This window comes from Pseudomonas sp. 34 E 7, from assembly GCF_900005715.1.
Classification (GTDB): Bacteria; Pseudomonadota; Gammaproteobacteria; order Pseudomonadales; family Pseudomonadaceae; genus Aquipseudomonas; species Aquipseudomonas orientalis_A.
The window spans coordinates 36,959-53,782 of the sequence record NZ_CVTX01000099.1 but is presented as its reverse complement, the minus strand read 5'-3'; the positions used below and the strand labels follow the sequence as shown (position 1 = coordinate 53,782).

The following is a 16,824-nucleotide window of genomic DNA, read 5'->3' as shown; positions in this document are numbered from 1 at the left end:
TCAACCTTCGTGCTGGCGCAGGCGCTTATAGAGGGTATTTCGGCTCACGCCCAGCTCCCGCGCCAGGTGGGAAATGTTGCCGCCAGCGGCGGCCAGGCGTTGGTTGAGGTCAAGGTTGTCATCCAGGCGTTCGCGGCTGGACAGCGGCGCCGCCTGTTTCAAGTCGGAAAAAAAGTCATCGGGCAGGTGCTCCGGGCGGATCGGCTGTTCTTCGGCCATCGCCAACGCCACCTGCAACACACTGCTCACCTGACGCAAATTGCCCGGCCACGGGTGCTGGTCGAACAGCTTGAGCACCTCGGCACTCAGCCCGGCCCACTGGGTGGGCTCGCGGTGTTGCTGCCACAGTTGCTGGAACAGCGCCTGCTTGTCGCTGCGCTCGCGCAACGGCGGCAGCTCCAGGGTCAGGCCGCCGATGCGGTAATACAAATCCTCACGAAAGCGCCCGGCTTGTACCAGCTCCCGTAGAGCGCGGTTGGTCGCCGAGATGATGCGCAAGTCCACCGCGAACACCTCGCTGCTGCCCACCGGTTGCACGCACCGCTCCTGCAGCACACGCAGCAGGCGGGCCTGGGTGGGTAACGGCATATCGCCGATTTCATCGAGAAACAGGGTGCCCTTGTCGGCCTTGCGGATCAGGCCGATGCTGCCTTTTTGATTGGCGCCGGTGAACGCGCCTTTTTCATAGCCAAACAGTTCCGATTCCACCAGCTCAGCCGGAATCGCCGCACAGTTCACGGCGATCAATGCCTGGCGGCTGCGGGAGCTGGCCTGATGCAGGGCTTTGACGAACACCTCTTTGCCCACGCCGGTTTCGCCGTGGATCAACAACGGAATGTCTTTTTCCAGCAGACGCTCGGCCTGGCGCACGGCTTTCTCCACGCGCGCATCGCCAAAGTGCAGGGTGTTGAGGCTGACGGCGGTGGGCTTCGACGGCGCAGGCTGATTGAACACCCGCGCCTGTACCGGCGTCTGCCTGGGCCGCTTGAGCAGGCACTGGAAACGATTGCGTCCCGGCGCCTGCAGGGAAAACGGCAGCCCCTGCGGCTGATTCAACAACTCCAGCAGCGATACCTTGAACAAGCTGTCGATCATCACCCGCGACAAACTGATGCCCAGCAGGTTGTCTGCGCGGCGGTTGGCCGACAGCACCTGGCCGCTTTCATCGAAGATCAGCAGGCCCGCCCACTGGCTGTCGAGGTTGCTCAGCCCGGTGTTGAACGTCAGCTGGAAATGCTCGCCGCGAAACAGGTTGAGGATCAGCCGGTTCTCCACGGTCTGGCTCATCATCTTGACCATGCCCAGGGTGTGGGAGGGCGGCAGGTAGCTGTCGCTGGACACATCCAGCACCGCAATGATCTCGCGTTGGGCGTCGAAAATCGGCGCCGCCGAACCGGTCATGAAGCGGTTGGCCTTGAGGAAGTGTTCGTCGTGTTCGATATGCACCGCCTGGGCGCAGGCCAGGGCGGTGCCGATGGCATTGGTGCCGCTGGCGCGCTCCATCCAGCTGGCGCCTGCGCTGAAACCACGGGCCAGCCCGGGTTCGATAAACCGCTGGGTGCCCCACGACGTCAGGACCTGGCCCTGGTTGTCGGCGAGCATGATCAGGCAGTTGGAATTGCTCAGGATGTTTTCGTAGTAGGGCAGCACCTCCTGGTGGGTGGTCTGCACCAGTGAATGCTGGCTCTCCAGCAACTGCCGAATGCCCTCGGCGGGCAACTGATCGAAGCTGGGGACGCTTTGGTGATCCAGTCCGAACGCGCGGCAACGGCGCCAGGAGTCCTGGATGATGGTGTCGTGAGCCAGTGGTTCGGCCATGGGTGACCTTCTTTTTATTGTTATAGGGCTTACACAATTCAACTATTGGAATGGTTTCAAGTGTGGGAGGGGGCTTGCCCCCGATAGCGGTGGGTCAGTCAGCACTTCCGTTACTGATGTACCGCCATCGGGGGCAAGCCCCCTCCCACATTTAATCTTCATCGCCCATAAAGTGTTGTTCACAACTGTTCATTGTCAACTGCAAATCTGTTCAATTGTTCAGCCTAAACTGTTCATTTTATTCACGCTTGAACATGCCTCTGAGCCCATTCCCTTGTGAATCAATCACCTGCCATCCTTGGCACGAAACTCGCTCTGACAACTGGCCAGATTCATTCCAATAATAAAAAGGTCGTGTCATGTCATTGACCCTGGAACATGTCTCCCGCGTTGTTGAAGGTCAAACCTGGATCGACGACGCCACCCTGCGTTTCGAACCCGGTTCCTTCAACGTATTGCTCGGTCGCACGCTGTCCGGCAAGACCAGTCTGATGCGCCTGATGGCCGGGCTGGACAAGCCCGACAGCGGCCGCATCCTGATGAACGGTGTGGATGTCACGCAAAAGCCGGTACGCCTGCGCAACGTGTCGATGGTCTATCAGCAGTTCATCAACTACCCGACCATGACCGTGTTCGAGAACATCGCCTCGCCCTTGCGCCAGGCCGGTGTGTCCAATGAGCTGATCCAGAGCAAGGTGCTGGAAACGGCGCGGATGCTGCGCATCGAGAAATTCCTGCAACGCCATCCGCTGGAACTGTCCGGCGGCCAGCAGCAGCGTACGGCCATGGCCCGGGCCCTGGTCAAGGACGCCGAGTTGATCCTGTTCGATGAGCCGTTGGTCAACCTGGACTACAAGTTGCGCGAAGAACTGCGCCAGGAAATGCGCGAACTGTTCAAGGCGCGCCACACCATCGCCATTTACGCCACCACCGAACCCAACGAAGCCCTGGCGCTGGGCGGTACCACCACCATTCTTCACGAGGGCCGGGTGATCCAGAGCGGCAAGGCCGCCGAGGTCTATCACCAGCCGCAGACCGTACTGGCGGCCGAGCTGTTTTCCGAGCCGCCGATCAACCTGATGCCGGGGCGCATCAGTGGCAATGAAGTGAGCTTCGCCAACTTCGTGCACTTTCCGCTGAATGTCGACCTGCGTCCCATCGGCGAAGGCGAATTCCGTTTCGGCGTGCGCCCCAGCCATATCAGCCTGGTACCCAGCAACGACGATGACCTGGAACTGGCGGTGACCGTGGAAGTCGCCGAAATCAGCGGTTCGGAAACCTTCCTGCACGTGCGCAGCGAACATTTCCTGCTGGTGCTGCACTTGCCTGGGGTGCATGAGTACGACGTCGACGCGCCGATCCGCGTGTATATCCCCACCCATAAACTGTTTGTGTTCGATGGTCAGGGTCGTTTGGTCCAGGCCCCCGGGCGCCGTATTGCGAGGGTTGCCTGATGGCCGAGATCCATTTGCGCAACCTGGCGCACAGCTACAGTCCGACGCCGAATGGGCCGGAAGACTACGCCATTCGGGAAATGAATCACGTGTGGGAGCAGGGCGGTGCCTACGCCTTGCTCGGGCCGTCGGGCTGCGGCAAGTCGACCCTGCTCAATATCATCTCCGGCTTGCTCAGCCCGTCCGAGGGTCAGGTGTTGTTCGACACCCAGGTGGTCAACGACCTCACCCCGGAGAAGCGCAACATCGCCCAGGTGTTCCAGTTCCCGGTGGTGTACGACACCATGACGGTGTTCGACAACCTGGCGTTTCCGCTGCGCAACCAAGGCATGGCCGAGGCGAAAATTCACAGCAAGGTGCAGGAAATCGCCGAGGTCCTCGACCTGCAGAACCTGCTGAGCAAAAAAGCCCGCAACCTGACCGCTGACGAAAAACAGAAAGTCTCCATGGGCCGTGGCCTGGTGCGCGACGACGTCTCGGCAATCCTGTTCGATGAGCCGCTGACGGTGATCGACCCGCACCTGAAGTGGAAACTGCGGCGCAAGCTCAAGCAGATCCACGAGCAGTTCAATATCACCATGGTCTACGTCACCCACGACCAGTTGGAAGCCTCCACCTTCGCCGACAAGATCGCGGTGATGTACGGCGGGCAGATCGTGCAGTTCGGCACCCCGCGCGAATTGTTCGAGCGCCCCAGCCACACCTTTGTCGGCTATTTCATCGGCAGCCCCGGGATGAATCTGATCGAGGTGCAGGCCGAGGCGGGCGGAGTGCGCTTTGCCGGCACCCACCTGCCATTGTCCGAAGCCTTGCAGCGACGTCTCGAGGCCACCGATTACAAAAAGCTGCAGGTGGGTATTCGTCCGGAGTTCATCCACGTGTGGGACGAGCCCAACCCTGACGCGCTGCAGGCCGACGTCACCCACGTGGAAGACCTGGGCACCTACAAGATCATGACCCTCAACCTCGACGGCGCCACGCTCAAAGTGCGCCTGGCCGAAGACAAACCAGTGCCCGAAGGCCGCGCCTGCATCAGCTTCCCCGCGCAATGGCTGATGCTCTACGCCGATGATTACCTGCTGGAGGTGCTGCCATGAACAAGGTGCAGAACAACAAGGCCTGGTGGCTGGTGCTGCCGGTGTTCCTGCTGGTGGCGTTCAGTGCCGTGATCCCGATGATGACGGTGGTCAACTACTCGGTGCAGGATATTTTTGACCAGTCCAGCCGCTACTTCGTCGGCGCCGACTGGTACAAACAGGTGCTGCTCGACCCACGCCTGCATGACTCGCTGCTGCGCCAGTTCATCTACTCGGCCTGTGTGCTGCTGATCGAAATTCCCTTGGGTATCGCCATCGCCCTGACCATGCCGACCAAGGGGCGCTGGTCGTCGCTGGTGCTGATCGTGCTGGCGATCCCCTTGCTGATCCCGTGGAACGTGGTCGGCACCATCTGGCAGATCTTCGGGCGCGCCGATATCGGCCTGCTCGGTTACAGCCTCAATGCCCTGGGCATCAGCTACAACTACGCGGCCAACACGGCGGACGCCTGGGTCACCGTGCTGGTGATGGATGTGTGGCACTGGACATCCCTGGTGGCGCTGCTGTGCTACTCGGGGCTGCGCGCAATTCCGGACGTGTACTACCAGGCGGCGCGCATCGATCGCGCATCGGCCTGGGCGGTGTTCCGACATATCCAGCTGCCGAAGATGAAAAGCGTGCTGTTGATTGCGGTGATGCTGCGCTTCATGGACAGCTTCATGATCTACACCGAGCCGTTCGTACTCACCGGTGGCGGGCCGGGTAATGCCACCACGTTCCTGAGTCAGACCTTGACCCAGATGGCCGTGGGCCAATTCGATCTCGGCCCGGCGGCGGCGTTTTCCCTGGTGTACTTCCTGATCATCCTGTTGGTGTCCTGGCTGTTCTACACCGCCATGACCCACTCCGACGCCAACCGCTGAGGCCGCCAACATGAGCAAGCGCAAACTTATTCCGCTACTGGTTTACATCCTGTTCCTGCTGGTGCCGATCTACTGGCTGCTGAACATGTCCTTCAAGAGCAACACCGAAATCCTCGGCGGGCTGACCCTGTTTCCGCAGGATTTCACCCTGGCCAACTACAAGGTGATCTTCACCGACCCCAGCTGGTACACCGGCTACCTCAACTCGCTGTACTACGTGAGCCTGAACACGGTGATCTCCCTGAGCGTGGCGTTGCCGGCAGCCTACGCGTTTTCGCGCTACCGTTTCCTCGGCGACAAGCACCTGTTCTTCTGGCTGTTGACCAACCGCATGGCGCCGCCGGCGGTATTTTTGCTGCCGTTTTTCCAGCTGTATTCGTCCATCGGCCTGTTCGATACCCATATCGCAGTGGCGCTGGCGCATTGTTTGTTCAACGTGCCGCTGGCGGTGTGGATTCTTGAGGGTTTCATGTCCGGCGTGCCCAAGGAAATCGACGAAACCGCCTACATCGATGGCTACTCGTTTCCCAAGTTCTTCGTGAAGATTTTCATCCCGCTGATCGGCTCCGGCATCGGTGTGACGGCGTTTTTCTGCTTCATGTTTTCCTGGGTCGAACTGTTGCTGGCGCGCACGCTGACCTCGGTCAATGCCAAGCCCATCGCGGCGGTGATGACCCGCACGGTGTCGGCCTCGGGTATCGATTGGGGCGTGCTGGCGGCGGCGGGGGTGTTGACCATCCTGCCGGGCATGCTGGTGATTTGGTTTGTTCGTAACCACGTGGCCAAGGGCTTCGCCCTGGGCCGGGTCTAGAGGAATCAATGATGGAATGGATGGCCTGGACCACCCCCACAGCTCTGTTCTTTGGCGGCATCGCGCTGATTCTGGCAGGCATGACCACCTGGGAGTTGCGCTCGCCGAGTATCCCTCGGCGCGGTTTTCTGCCGATCAGCACCACCCGTGGTGATCGCTTGTTTATCGGTCTTCTCGGCAGCGCCTACCTGCATTTGCTGGTCATCGGCGTTACCGACTGGAGCATCTGGGTGGCGTCCGCGCTCTCCCTGGTATGGCTGTTGAGTGTGATGCGTTGGGGCTAGGTAGGCACCACCCTGTAGGAGCGAGCTTGCTCGCGAAAATCGTCAACGATAACGCAGTGCTCCTGGTAGCCCGCGGTGTTTGTGAGTTTTTCGCGAGCAAGCTCGCTCCTGCAAGAGAGGGGTGTCTGCGAGTCCCGTGTGAAATTAACCTGGAGGTCTCTATGTTGAATAAAAACAATAAGCTGCGACATAGCATTTCATTGGCCGCCGTACTGGCCCTCAGTGGTTTGAGCGCTTCGGCCTGGGCGGATGCGTATGAAGATGCGGCGAAAAAATGGATCGGCAGCGAGTTCAAACCGTCCACGCTCACCGAAGCCCAGCAGCTTGAGGAATTGAAGTGGTTTATCAAGGCCGCCGAACCCTTCCGTGGGATGAAGATCAACGTGGTGTCGGAAACCCTCACCACCCACGAATATGAATCCAAGGTGCTGGCCAAGGCCTTCAGCGAAATCACCGGGATCAAGCTGACCCACGACCTGCTGCAGGAAGGCGACGTGGTGGAGAAGCTGCAAACCCAGATGCAATCGGACAAGAATATCTATGACGGCTGGGTCAACGACTCGGACCTGATCGGCACGCACTTTCGCTACGGCAAGACCGAATCCATCACCGACCTGATGGCCAACGAAGGCAAGGACTTTACCTCGCCAACCCTGGACCTCAAGGACTTCATTGGCCTGTCTTTCACCACTGCGCCGGACGGCAAGATCTACCAGCTGCCCGACCAGCAGTTCGCCAATCTTTACTGGTTTCGCGCCGACTGGTTCGAACGCCCGGAGCTGAAAGCCAAGTTCAAGGAAAAATACGGCTACGAGCTCGGCGTGCCGGTGAATTGGTCCGCCTATGAAGACATCGCCAAATTCTTCAGCGAAGACGTCAAGGAGATCGACGGCAAGCGCGTCTATGGGCACATGGACTACGGCAAGAAAGACCCGTCCCTGGGCTGGCGTTTCACCGATGCCTGGTTCTCCATGGCCGGTGGCGGCGACAAGGGTTTGCCTAACGGCCTGCCGGTCGACGAGTGGGGCATTCGCGTGGAGGACTGCCACCCGGTGGGTTCCAGCGTGACTCGCGGGGGCGACACCAACGGCCCGGCGGCGGTGTTCGCCACGCAGAAATATGTGGACTGGATGAAGGCCTATGCGCCACCGGAAGCGGCGGGCATGACCTTCTCCGAATCCGGCCCGGTGCCGTCCCAGGGCAACATCGCCCAGCAGATCTTCTGGTACACCGCGTTTACTGCCGACATGGTCAAGCCGGGCCTGCCGGTGGTGAACGCCGACGGTACGCCGAAATGGCGCATGGCGCCGTCGCCGGTCGGGCCGTACTGGGAGAAGGGCATGAAGAAGGGCTATCAGGACGTGGGTTCCTGGACCTTCCTCAAGTCCACGCCGGAGAAACAGAAACTCGCGGCCTGGCTCTACGCGCAGTTCGTCACCTCCAAAACCGTGTCCTTGAAGAAAACCATCGTCGGCCTCACGCCGATTCGTGAGTCCGATATCAACTCCCAGGCCATGACCGACATGGCCCCCAAACTCGGCGGGCTGGTGGAGTTCTACCGCAGCCCGGCGCGCACCGAGTGGTCGCCGACCGGCACCAACGTGCCGGACTATCCACGTCTGGCGCAACTGTGGTGGAGCAACATCGCCGCCGCCGCCAGCGGCGAGAAAACCCCGCAACAGGCGCTGGACAACCTGGCCAAGGAGCAGGACGCGATCATGACGCGCCTGGAACGCTCCAAGGTGCAACCGGTGTGCGGCCCGAAAATGAACCCCGAGCGTGACGCGCAATACTGGTTCGACCAGCCGGGCGCGCCAAAACCGAAACTGGCCAACGAGAAGCCCAAAGGCGAGACCGTGAACTACAACGACCTGCTCAAACAGTGGGAGGCGGCGCGTAAATAACAACGCAGCAACCCAGGATGTAAAAAATGTGGGAGGGGGCTTGCCCCCTCCCTCATTTTCACCGCTCGGATAAGCTGGCCTGCATTTCATCTGGTGGTCCGAGACAGCATGCCGGGTTGCGACTAGACTGCTGAGCATTCATACAGGAGGTCATCTGATGGGTGTTCCACTTTCCCCAATTGTTTCGGAGTTTGAAACCGAAGAACAGGCGAGTAGCCATGATCGCTGGTTTCGTAAAAAGGTCGAAAAAAGCCTGAGCAGTCCCGGCCCTGGTGTCGCGCATGATGAGGTCATGGCGAGGGTTGAAGCGATCATTCAGGAAGCGGAGCGTAAACAGAGGGCGAATGCCTGATGCTGTCCGTTGTTTGGCTTGATGAAGCCATCAGCGACCTGATTGATATCGTGACCTTTATCGCAGCACACAACCCTGGCGCCGCCCGACGCCTCAAAACCCGCCTTGAAGGTGCGCCGTTACCGCTGACGGAACATCCGTACTTGTATCCGAACGGTCGAGTTCCAGGGACTCGCGAGATCGTCGTTCACCCTAATTACGTGCTGGTTTACCGAGTCACCGCAGAGCGCATTGAGATCGTCAGCGTATTGCACGCCCGGGAAGAGTATCCCTGATTTTCTGCGCCTCAAATCTTATCGGTAGGAAAAGCCACTAACCCAGGCATCACGACCGCTTATCCCCCCTTCAACAACCTCATTTGAATTTTCCGCACCTCCCAAGGCTCTGCATTTTATAGGCGCGTGGTTCAAGCGCTTTTGCGGGGCCGCCTTGCAGGCTGGCCCGTTGTAACGGACTTTGCGGAAACTGCCACCATGACACTCCTCACAGCGCTGTCGGGCCAACCGGCCTCTGTCACGGACTCGGCCCAGGGCCGCCATCAACGGGTCTACCAACAGCTGTATGGTGAATCTGCGGATGCCACGCAAGTGGCGCGTGACTACCTGCAGGATCAATTGGCGCAGGTGGAAGCGACCGTCAGCGACCTGCCGGAGGTGCCCGAGCAGTTGCCGGCCTGGGTGGAACAGCGCTGCGCCGCCGTGGCCCAGGCCTACGCCGAGTACCTGGAGCAACGCCAGCAAGGCCGGCCGCGCCGCTACTTCCACAGCAAGGCGCACGCGCTGTATGTGCTGCAACGCGTGGCCCCGACCAAACAGGTCGACGGTGCGTGGCTCTACGGCCTGCTGCGCTATTGGCAGGATCAGCGCTTCGACGGCCTGCTGACCACTTACCTTGAAGAGTTGGGCGACGGCGAAGCCGCACAGAACCATGTGGTGATCTATCGCAAGCTGCTCAGCGAGCATGATGCCGACAGCGAGGCGGGGCTCGAGGACGGCCACTATCTGCAAGGCGCGTTACAACTGGCCCTGGGCCTGTGCGCCGAAGAGTTCCTGCCGGAAATCATCGGCTACAACCTGGGCTATGAGCAGTTGCCGCTGCACCTGCTGATCACTGCCTACGAACTGAGCGAGCTGGGCATCGATCCCTATTACTTCACCCTTCACGTGACCATCGACAACGCCAGCAGCGGCCACGCCAGCAAAGCCGCGCAGTCGGTACTCAGCCTGCTGCCGCTGGGTGAGGGCAGGGAAGACTTCTACCGTCGTGTCGCCGCCGGCTATCGCCTCAATGACCTTGGCCCAGGCACTACTGTGGTCATCGAGGGTTTTGATCTGCAGGATGAAGTGATGGCCATGCTCGAACGCAAGCGCAGCTTTGGCCAGCATATGCATTCGGACTACTGCCGCTTCGAAGGCAAGACCGTCAATCAGTGGCTGGCCAAGCCCGGGCAGATGGGGGAATTCCTCAGGGCGATGGAGGAAAAGGGTTGGATCAAACGCAACCAGGACCCCGCCGAAAGCCGTTTCTGGCAGTTGATCGAAGGCGCGGGCGCGGCGATGTTCGGGGTGTTCAGCGGCTATGAAAAACAGGTGCTGCATGACTGGATCGCCGGTGACTGGATCGGCACCCAGCGTGTGGCCCCGGTACGACCGGGGCGCGGCAGCCGTTTCAGCCGCGAACAGCACCGCCCGGCTGATCCGGATACCCAGGCCCTCGTCGAATCACTGTGGAGCCTGCCCGATGAGCAGCAACTGGGCGCGCTGATCCCGTGGATGTCGGCGAGGCGCCACTGCAGCCCTGCCGGGTTGTATGCCACCCGCCGTTTTATCCAACTGCGCGCGCGTCTGCGCTAAGGAAATCTGTCCATGTCTGCACAACAACTGGCTGATCGTGCCCTGCTCAACCTTGGCCGAGGCTTGAAGGAGAGCGGTTACCGTTTTATCACCCCGACACCACTGACCCACGAGCGCGTGTTCCGGCGCTTGTCGACCCCGCTGGCGATGAACCTGCGCGATGTGTTCGGCTGGTCCATGCCGTTCGACAACGACCTGCTGCCCGAGGCCTTTCGTGAAGAGCTGCAGCAGGCCGGAGTGATTGAAAAACACGACGCGCTGTGGCGCAGCAGCGTGCGCTGGTCGAGCCTGGGTGACCTGTTGTTTGCCCATTCGCCTTATCCCACGGTCGCGGCGGACGCAGTGTTTTTCGGCCCTGACAGCTATCGATTCGCCCAGGTAATCGAAGCCCATTTGCAGCAGCGCTTCGAGCCGCTCAAGCGCGCGGTGGACATTGGCTGCGGGGCGGGGGTCGGTGCGCTGGTCGTCGCCCATGCGCGGCACGACGCCGAGGTGCTCGCGGTGGACATCAACCCGCGCGCCCTGCGCCTGACTGCGGTGAATGCCGAGCTGGCCGGCCTCGCGAATGTAAGTGTCTACCAGAGTGACGTGCTGACCAGCGTCGAAGGCGAATTCGACCTGATCGTCGCCAACCCGCCGTACATGAATGACGACCGCCAGCGCGCCTATCGCCATGGCGGTGGTGCGTTGGGCGAGCAGTTGTCGGTGCGCATCGCCGGCGAATCCCTCGGGCGCCTGGCCGTTGGCGGTAGCCTGCTGCTGTATACCGGCGTGGCGATGGTGGCCGGCGGCGATCCGTTCCTGGACGCGGTCAAGCCGTTGCTGGCCAGCGATGCCTATGGTTGGACCTACCGTGAGCTGGACCCGGACGTCTTCGGCGAAGAACTCGACAAGCCAGGGTATGAGCGCGTCGAGCGGATCGCCGTGGTGGCGCTCACGGTCACGCGCCTGCGCTGAACGACCATTTATCGCTTACCGCCACACGGTGATGGAACACCCGGCGCGGGGCGTGCCCTTAACTAGTAAGTCCCTATCACAGGAGTGCAGCCCATGCGCGCGATGACCTACCAAGGCGCCCATAAAGTCCAGGTCGATACCGTCCCTGACCCGATCATTGAGCAACCCGACGACATCATCTTGCGCGTCACCGCCACCGCGATCTGCGGCTCGGACCTGCACCTGTACCGGGGCAAGATCCCCACGGTGGAGCATGGCGATATCTTCGGGCATGAGTTCATGGGCATCGTCGAGGAAACCGGCCCGGCGGTTACGGCGGTGCAGCGCGGTGACCGCGTGGTGATCCCCTTCGTGATCGCCTGTGGCGACTGTTTTTTCTGTCAGTTGCAGCAGTACGCCGCCTGCGAAACCACCAACGACGGGCGTGGCGCAATCCTGAATAAAAAGGCGATCCCATCGGGTGCCGCGTTGTTCGGCTACAGCCGCCTGTACGGCGGCATCCCCGGTGGCCAAGCGGAGCTGGTGCGGGTGCCCAAGGCCAATGCCGGGCCGTTCAAGGTGCCTGGGTTGCTGGCGGATGAAAAGGTGTTGTTTCTCTCCGACATCCTGCCCACGGCCTGGCAGGCGGTGACCAATGCCGGTATCGGCAAAGGCGCAAGCGTGGCGATCTATGGCGCCGGCCCCGTGGGTCTGCTCAGCGCGGCGTGCGCGCAGATGCTCGGTGCAGAGCAAATTTTCATGGTCGACGATCATCCCTATCGCCTGGCCTACGCACAAAAGATGTATGGCGTGATCCCGATCAACTTTGAAGAGGACGACGACCCGGCCGACACCATCATCCGCCAGACCGCCGGCATGCGCGGCGTCGACGGCGTGGTGGATGCGGTGGGTTTTGAAGCCAAGGGCAGCACCACCGAAACCATCCTCACCACCTTGAAGATCGAAGGCAGCAGCGGCAAGGCCCTGCGCCAGTGCATCGCGGCCGTGCGCCGTGGCGGGGTGGTCAGCGTGGCCGGGGTGTATGCCGGCTTTATCCATGGCTTCATGTTTGGCGATGCGTTCGACAAGGGCCTGACCTTCAAGATGGGCCAGACCCACGTGCAGCGCTACTTGCCGGAATTACTTGAGCACATTGAACTCGGGCATTTGAATCCCGAGGCAATCGTTACCCATCGACTGTCTCTGGAACAGGCCGCGCGGGGCTATGAACTGTTTGATAAAGCCGAGGAGGAATGCCGCAAGGTGATTCTGCTGCCGGGGATGAGCGAACGGCCGCTGACCGAGCCGCTGGAAGAACTGTCTCCCGAGCTCCGCATGCAAGGCGTCCCCGGCTTTTAATCTGCTAATACAAAACCAATGTGGGAGGGGGCTTGCCCCCGATAGCAGTGTGTCAGGCAAGCAATGCTTAGCTGGCCCACCGCCATCGGGGGCAAGCCCCCTCCCACATTTGAAGTGCGTTCAATTCGATGCTTGTGGCTGAATGTGCAATTGGCCGTCCACATCCTTGACCAACCCACTGGCCAACAGCAGTGGCGCCACGCGCTTGTGCAACTGCGGCTCGACAAACTCCTTTACCGTCTCCAGCGCCAACACACCACTGAGCGGCAGCTCGGCCTTGGTGTACGACAACCAGGCCTTTTTCAGCACCATCAGCACATCACTGCCCGCTGTCGAAGCAAAGCGACGGTGCATCGGCTTGCCGTCGAAGTTGAACGTGTGCTGGAAGCCGTAGCCGGTTTCATCGCCACCGCTGGCGGTGCAGCGTATGCAGGTGCAGGGGCCGTCGCCAAACGCGTCGCGCAGGTAGGCGTTGAAGTCCACCACGGGTTTGAGTGACAGGCGCTTATCGACCTCGAACAGGTCCCCGGTCATTTTTTCGTCAGTGTTCAACGTCCATTCCTCGCAAGTCGGTAGCGGTGTTCCAAAGCGCGGCACAATACCAGCCGAGCGCGCGTTTGGGGATTTTTTGCAGTGGGCGGGCCAATCCTCAACGGAAAAACTCCCCCGGCGTGGCGTCGAATTGCTGGCGAAACGCGTTGATGAACGCCGACGTCGATTCATAACCACAGCCCAGCGCCACGTCCGTTACCCGCTCGCCTTGCTCCAGGGCGGGCAGGGCGCTCAGCAGGCGCAGGCGCTGGCGCCACGCGCGGAAGGTCAGCCCGGTGTCACTCAGAAACAAGCGGCTGAGGGTTTTTTCGCTGATCCCCAGCTTGCGGCTCCAATCCCCCAGGGTGGTCTGCTGCTCCGGATGCAGGTGCAGGCTGCGGTAGATCTGCCGCAAGCGGGCGTCATGGGGCAGGGGTAGCATCAAGTCCACCTGGGGCGCGGCGGCGAGTTGGTCGAGTATCACCTGGGCCAGGCGGCCATCGGGGCCATCTTCGGCATAGTCCGCCGGCCGTTCGCTGAAGCTGCGGATCAACTCGCGCAACAGGCTGCTCACCTCCAGCACGTGACAGTGCCCGGCCGCCCACGCCGTGACGCTGCAATCCAGGTACAGGCTGCGCATCTCGGTGTGGGGCGCGCTGTAGACGCGGTGCGGCATGCCCGCCGGAATCCACACCGCACGCTGGGGCGGTGCGACGAAGCGGCCGGCACTGGTCTGGATCTCCAGCACCCCGGAAATGGCGTAGGACAACTGCACCCACGGATGGCTGTGCCGCCGCGTCAGCGCACGATCAGGCAACGATTCGGTGCGCCCATACACCGCTCGCGGCAGGCTGGACAGCCCGGGAATCGTGCGTCGGACGGTTTTGTGCTGTCCTTTAGGCGGCATTTACTGGCTCATTGGCGTTAGTCGGTAATAGGACGTTACGTTAGAGTCGCCCCATGCGCTTGGCAACCCCTGGAAGATTTGCTTATGACCCGTCCGCGTTTCCTGCCCGATAACTTCACCCTGGCCCTGATCGCCACGGTGATCCTCGCCTCCCTGCTGCCGGCCAGCGGCCAGACCGCCGTGGCCTTCGGCTGGGTCACCAACCTTGCTATCGCGCTGCTGTTTTTCCTGCACGGCGCCAAACTGTCGCGCCAGGCCATCGTCGCCGGGGCGGGGCACTGGCGTTTGCATCTGCTGGTGTTCAGCCTGACTTTCGTGCTGTTCCCGCTGCTGGGCCTGGCGCTCAAGCCGCTGCTGTCGCCGCTGATCGGCAACGACCTGTATATGGGCATGCTCTACCTCTGCGCGCTGCCGGCCACCGTGCAATCGGCGATTGCCTTCACCTCCCTGGCGCGCGGCAATATTCCGGCGGCCATCTGCAGCGCGGCGGCCTCGAGCCTGTTCGGCATCTTTCTCACGCCCTTGCTGGTGACCCTGCTGCTCAATGTGCACGGTGATGGCGGCTCCACCGTCGACGCGATCCTGAAGATCAGCGTGCAGTTACTGCTGCCGTTCGTCGCCGGCCAGATCGCCCGGCGCTGGATCGGTGACTGGGTTGGCCGCAACAAGTCCTGGCTCAAGTTCGTCGACCAGGGCTCGATCCTGCTGGTGGTCTACGGCGCTTTCAGTGAGGCGGTCAACGAAGGCATCTGGCACCAGATTCCGCTGTGGGAGCTGGGCGGCCTGGTGCTGGCGTGCTGCGTGTTGCTGGCGCTGGTGCTGGTGGCCTCCGCGCTGCTGGGCAAGGCGTTCGGCTTCAGCCAGGAAGACCGCATCACCATCCTGTTCTGCGGCTCGAAGAAAAGCCTGGCCACCGGCGTGCCGATGGCCCAGGTGTTGTTCGCCGGGGCGAGCATGGGTGTGCTGATCCTGCCGCTGATGCTGTTTCATCAGATCCAGTTGATGGTGTGCGCGGCCTTGGCCCAGCGCTATGCCAGGCGCCCGGAAAGCATTCCCGAGTTGATGACGCAGGTGGATCCGTGAGCCGGGGCTGATCAGGCCGATTCAACCCGGCGTTCAGGCAGCCGCGCTGACCCGTCATGCGATAACCGGGCAGGATCAGGGCCAACAGCGCCGCGAGAAACCTATAGAATGCTCAACGGCCCCGCGTGTCCTGCGCGGCCGTTTGATCACTGCCAGAGTACCTCGCCCCGCAATGAGCCTTTCAGCCGCAACCCCCCAAGCCAATTGGCAACCGGTCATCGCCCTGGCGTTGGCCGCCTTCGTGTTCAATACCACCGAATTCGTGCCGGTCGGCCTGCTCAGCGCCATCGGCGCCAGCTTTGACATGCCCGTGGCCAGCGTCGGCCTGATGCTTACTATCTATGCGTGGATCGTGTCGCTGACGTCGCTGCCGGTGATGCTGCTCACGCGTAACGTCGAACGGCGCAAATTGCTTATCGTGCTGTTCGGCCTGTTTATCGTCAGTCATATCCTGTCCAGCGTGGCCACCAGTTTCGGCCTGTTGATGGTCAGCCGGATCGGCATCGCCCTGGCCCATGCGCTGTTCTGGTCGATCACCGCCTCCCTGGCGGTGCGCCTGGCACCCCAGGGCAAGCAAGTGCAGGCCCTGGGCCTGCTCGCCACCGGTACGTCCCTGGCGATGGTGCTCGGTATTCCCCTGGGCCGCCTGCTGGGCGAGGCCATGGGCTGGCGCACCACCTTCCTGGTGATTGCCGCGTTCGCCGCCGCGCTGGTGTTCTGGCTGTGGCGCACCTTGCCGCCGTTGCCGAGCCAGAACTCCGGCTCCCTGCGCAGCCTGCCGCTGCTGTTCAAGCGCCCGGCACTGGTGGCGCTCTACGTGCTCACCGCGATGACCGTCACCGCCCAGTTCACCGCCTACAGCTACATCGAACCCTTCGTCGAAGGCGTTGCCGGCCTGGGTGGCAGTGCGGTCACCCTGATCCTGCTGGTGTTCGGCGGTGCCGGCATCATCGGCTCGCTGCTGTTCAGCCTGGTGCATCGCTTCAACCCGCACGTCTTCGTGGTCAGCAGCGTGTTCCTGCTTGCGGCCTGCCTGGCACTGATGTTGCCGTTGAGCGGCGCCGAGTCCTATCTGGTGGGCCTGAGTGTGTTCTGGGGCATGGCGATCATGGGCTTCGGCCTGGCGATGCAGTCCAAAGTGCTGGTGCTGGCACCCGACGCCACCGACGTGGCCATGGCGATGTTTTCCGGCATCTACAACATCGGCATCGGCGGCGGTGCGTTGATGGGCAGTTGGGTCGGCAGCCACTTCGGCTTCGCCTGGATCGGCGCGGCGGGCGGGTTGCTGGCGGGGCTGGCACTGGTGGGGTATTGCCTGGCGATTCGGCGGTTTGGGACGGGGGTGGTGCAGGGCTGAATCGACGGTTATCCATCTGATACACCTGGGTCCAAATGTGGGAGGGGGCTTGTCCTGATGCCGATCAGTTGGCGAAGATCCCTTGTGGGAGGGGGGCTTGCCCCCGATGGCGGCCTCTGGGCCGACCAGGATGTTGGATTGGACCGAGTACATATCCGTTTCTGCGGTGATGGCTGCTTAGGGTTCCGCTTTTACAGCGGCTCACTTTTGAAAAG

16 protein-coding genes are annotated in these 16,824 nt (G+C 61.6%); 13 read left to right on the top strand and 3 right to left on the bottom strand.

What is annotated here, in order from left to right; all coding sequences use genetic code 11:
* Positions 1 to 1,818: a sigma-54-dependent Fis family transcriptional regulator gene (locus BFP96_RS07140; protein ID WP_065935911.1), complete on the bottom strand. Its 1,818-nt coding sequence runs from the start codon at positions 1,816 to 1,818 to the stop codon at positions 1 to 3.
* Between the two features lie 359 nt (positions 1,819 to 2,177).
* On the opposite strand from BFP96_RS07140, the gene BFP96_RS07135 reads away from it, so the two are divergent.
* From BFP96_RS07135 to BFP96_RS07085, 11 genes are all read left to right on the top strand, one after another.
* Positions 2,178 to 3,272 carry an ABC transporter ATP-binding protein gene (locus BFP96_RS07135; RefSeq protein WP_065885009.1) on the top strand — a complete coding sequence of 365 codons (1,095 nt, stop codon included), beginning with the start codon at positions 2,178 to 2,180 and terminating at the stop codon, positions 3,270 to 3,272.
* Complete coding sequence (locus BFP96_RS07130; RefSeq protein ID WP_065933879.1) at positions 3,272 to 4,369, top strand: ABC transporter ATP-binding protein; 1,098 nt, start codon at positions 3,272 to 3,274, stop codon at positions 4,367 to 4,369. Before BFP96_RS07135 ends, BFP96_RS07130 begins: the two co-directional genes overlap by 1 nt.
* The gene (locus tag BFP96_RS07125) at positions 4,366 to 5,232 is read left to right on the top strand and encodes a carbohydrate ABC transporter permease (RefSeq protein WP_003174635.1); all 867 of its coding nucleotides are present in this window, start codon (positions 4,366 to 4,368) and stop codon (positions 5,230 to 5,232) included. The genes BFP96_RS07130 and BFP96_RS07125 overlap by 4 nt, the downstream gene beginning before the upstream one ends.
* 10 nt (positions 5,233 to 5,242) lie before the next feature.
* On the top strand, positions 5,243 to 6,043 hold the full coding sequence (locus BFP96_RS07120) for a carbohydrate ABC transporter permease (protein ID WP_003192012.1): 801 nt from the start codon (positions 5,243 to 5,245) through the stop codon (positions 6,041 to 6,043).
* Between the two features lie 11 nt (positions 6,044 to 6,054).
* Entirely contained in the window at positions 6,055 to 6,327 is a 273-nt protein-coding gene (locus BFP96_RS07115; protein WP_003232363.1) for a DUF2160 domain-containing protein, read from the top strand.
* 161 nt (positions 6,328 to 6,488) lie between these two features.
* Positions 6,489 to 8,231: an ABC transporter substrate-binding protein gene (locus BFP96_RS07110; protein WP_065885013.1), complete on the top strand. Its 1,743-nt coding sequence runs from the start codon at positions 6,489 to 6,491 to the stop codon at positions 8,229 to 8,231.
* Between the two features lie 157 nt (positions 8,232 to 8,388).
* Complete coding sequence (locus BFP96_RS07105; protein WP_065892829.1) at positions 8,389 to 8,583, top strand: type II toxin-antitoxin system RelB family antitoxin; 195 nt, start codon at positions 8,389 to 8,391, stop codon at positions 8,581 to 8,583.
* Positions 8,583 to 8,858: a type II toxin-antitoxin system RelE/ParE family toxin gene (locus BFP96_RS07100; protein ID WP_065892830.1), complete on the top strand. Its 276-nt coding sequence runs from the start codon at positions 8,583 to 8,585 to the stop codon at positions 8,856 to 8,858. The genes BFP96_RS07105 and BFP96_RS07100 overlap by 1 nt, the downstream gene beginning before the upstream one ends.
* Positions 8,859 to 9,056: 198 nt before the next feature.
* Positions 9,057 to 10,436, top strand: a complete 1,380-nt coding sequence (locus BFP96_RS07095) for an iron-containing redox enzyme family protein (RefSeq protein ID WP_065935910.1) — start codon at positions 9,057 to 9,059, stop codon at positions 10,434 to 10,436.
* A 12-nt stretch (positions 10,437 to 10,448) separates the two neighbouring features.
* Complete coding sequence (locus BFP96_RS07090) at positions 10,449 to 11,393, top strand: methyltransferase (protein WP_065935909.1); 945 nt, start codon at positions 10,449 to 10,451, stop codon at positions 11,391 to 11,393.
* Positions 11,394 to 11,486: 93 nt separating this feature from the next.
* A complete protein-coding gene (locus tag BFP96_RS07085; protein WP_065895961.1) occupies positions 11,487 to 12,731 on the top strand; it encodes a zinc-dependent alcohol dehydrogenase in 1,245 nt (414 codons plus the stop codon).
* Positions 12,732 to 12,851: 120 nt separating this feature from the next.
* Here BFP96_RS07085 and BFP96_RS07080 read toward each other — a convergent pair whose 3' ends face one another.
* Complete coding sequence (locus BFP96_RS07080; RefSeq protein WP_065892834.1) at positions 12,852 to 13,283, bottom strand: hypothetical protein; 432 nt, start codon at positions 13,281 to 13,283, stop codon at positions 12,852 to 12,854.
* A gap of 97 nt (positions 13,284 to 13,380) precedes the next feature.
* Positions 13,381 to 14,169, bottom strand: coding sequence for an AraC family transcriptional regulator (locus BFP96_RS07075; RefSeq protein ID WP_065892835.1), 789 nt, complete (start codon positions 14,167 to 14,169; stop codon positions 13,381 to 13,383).
* 84 nt (positions 14,170 to 14,253) lie between these two features.
* Here BFP96_RS07075 and BFP96_RS07070 point away from each other — a divergent pair, with 84 nt between their 5' ends.
* Both BFP96_RS07070 and BFP96_RS07065 read left to right on the top strand, forming a co-directional pair.
* Positions 14,254 to 15,252 carry a bile acid:sodium symporter family protein gene (locus BFP96_RS07070; protein WP_065885021.1) on the top strand — a complete coding sequence of 333 codons (999 nt, stop codon included), beginning with the start codon at positions 14,254 to 14,256 and terminating at the stop codon, positions 15,250 to 15,252.
* Positions 15,253 to 15,424: 172 nt separating this feature from the next.
* On the top strand, positions 15,425 to 16,609 hold the full coding sequence (locus BFP96_RS07065) for a sugar transporter (protein ID WP_065892836.1): 1,185 nt from the start codon (positions 15,425 to 15,427) through the stop codon (positions 16,607 to 16,609).
* The last annotated feature ends 215 nt before the right edge of the window (positions 16,610 to 16,824 follow it).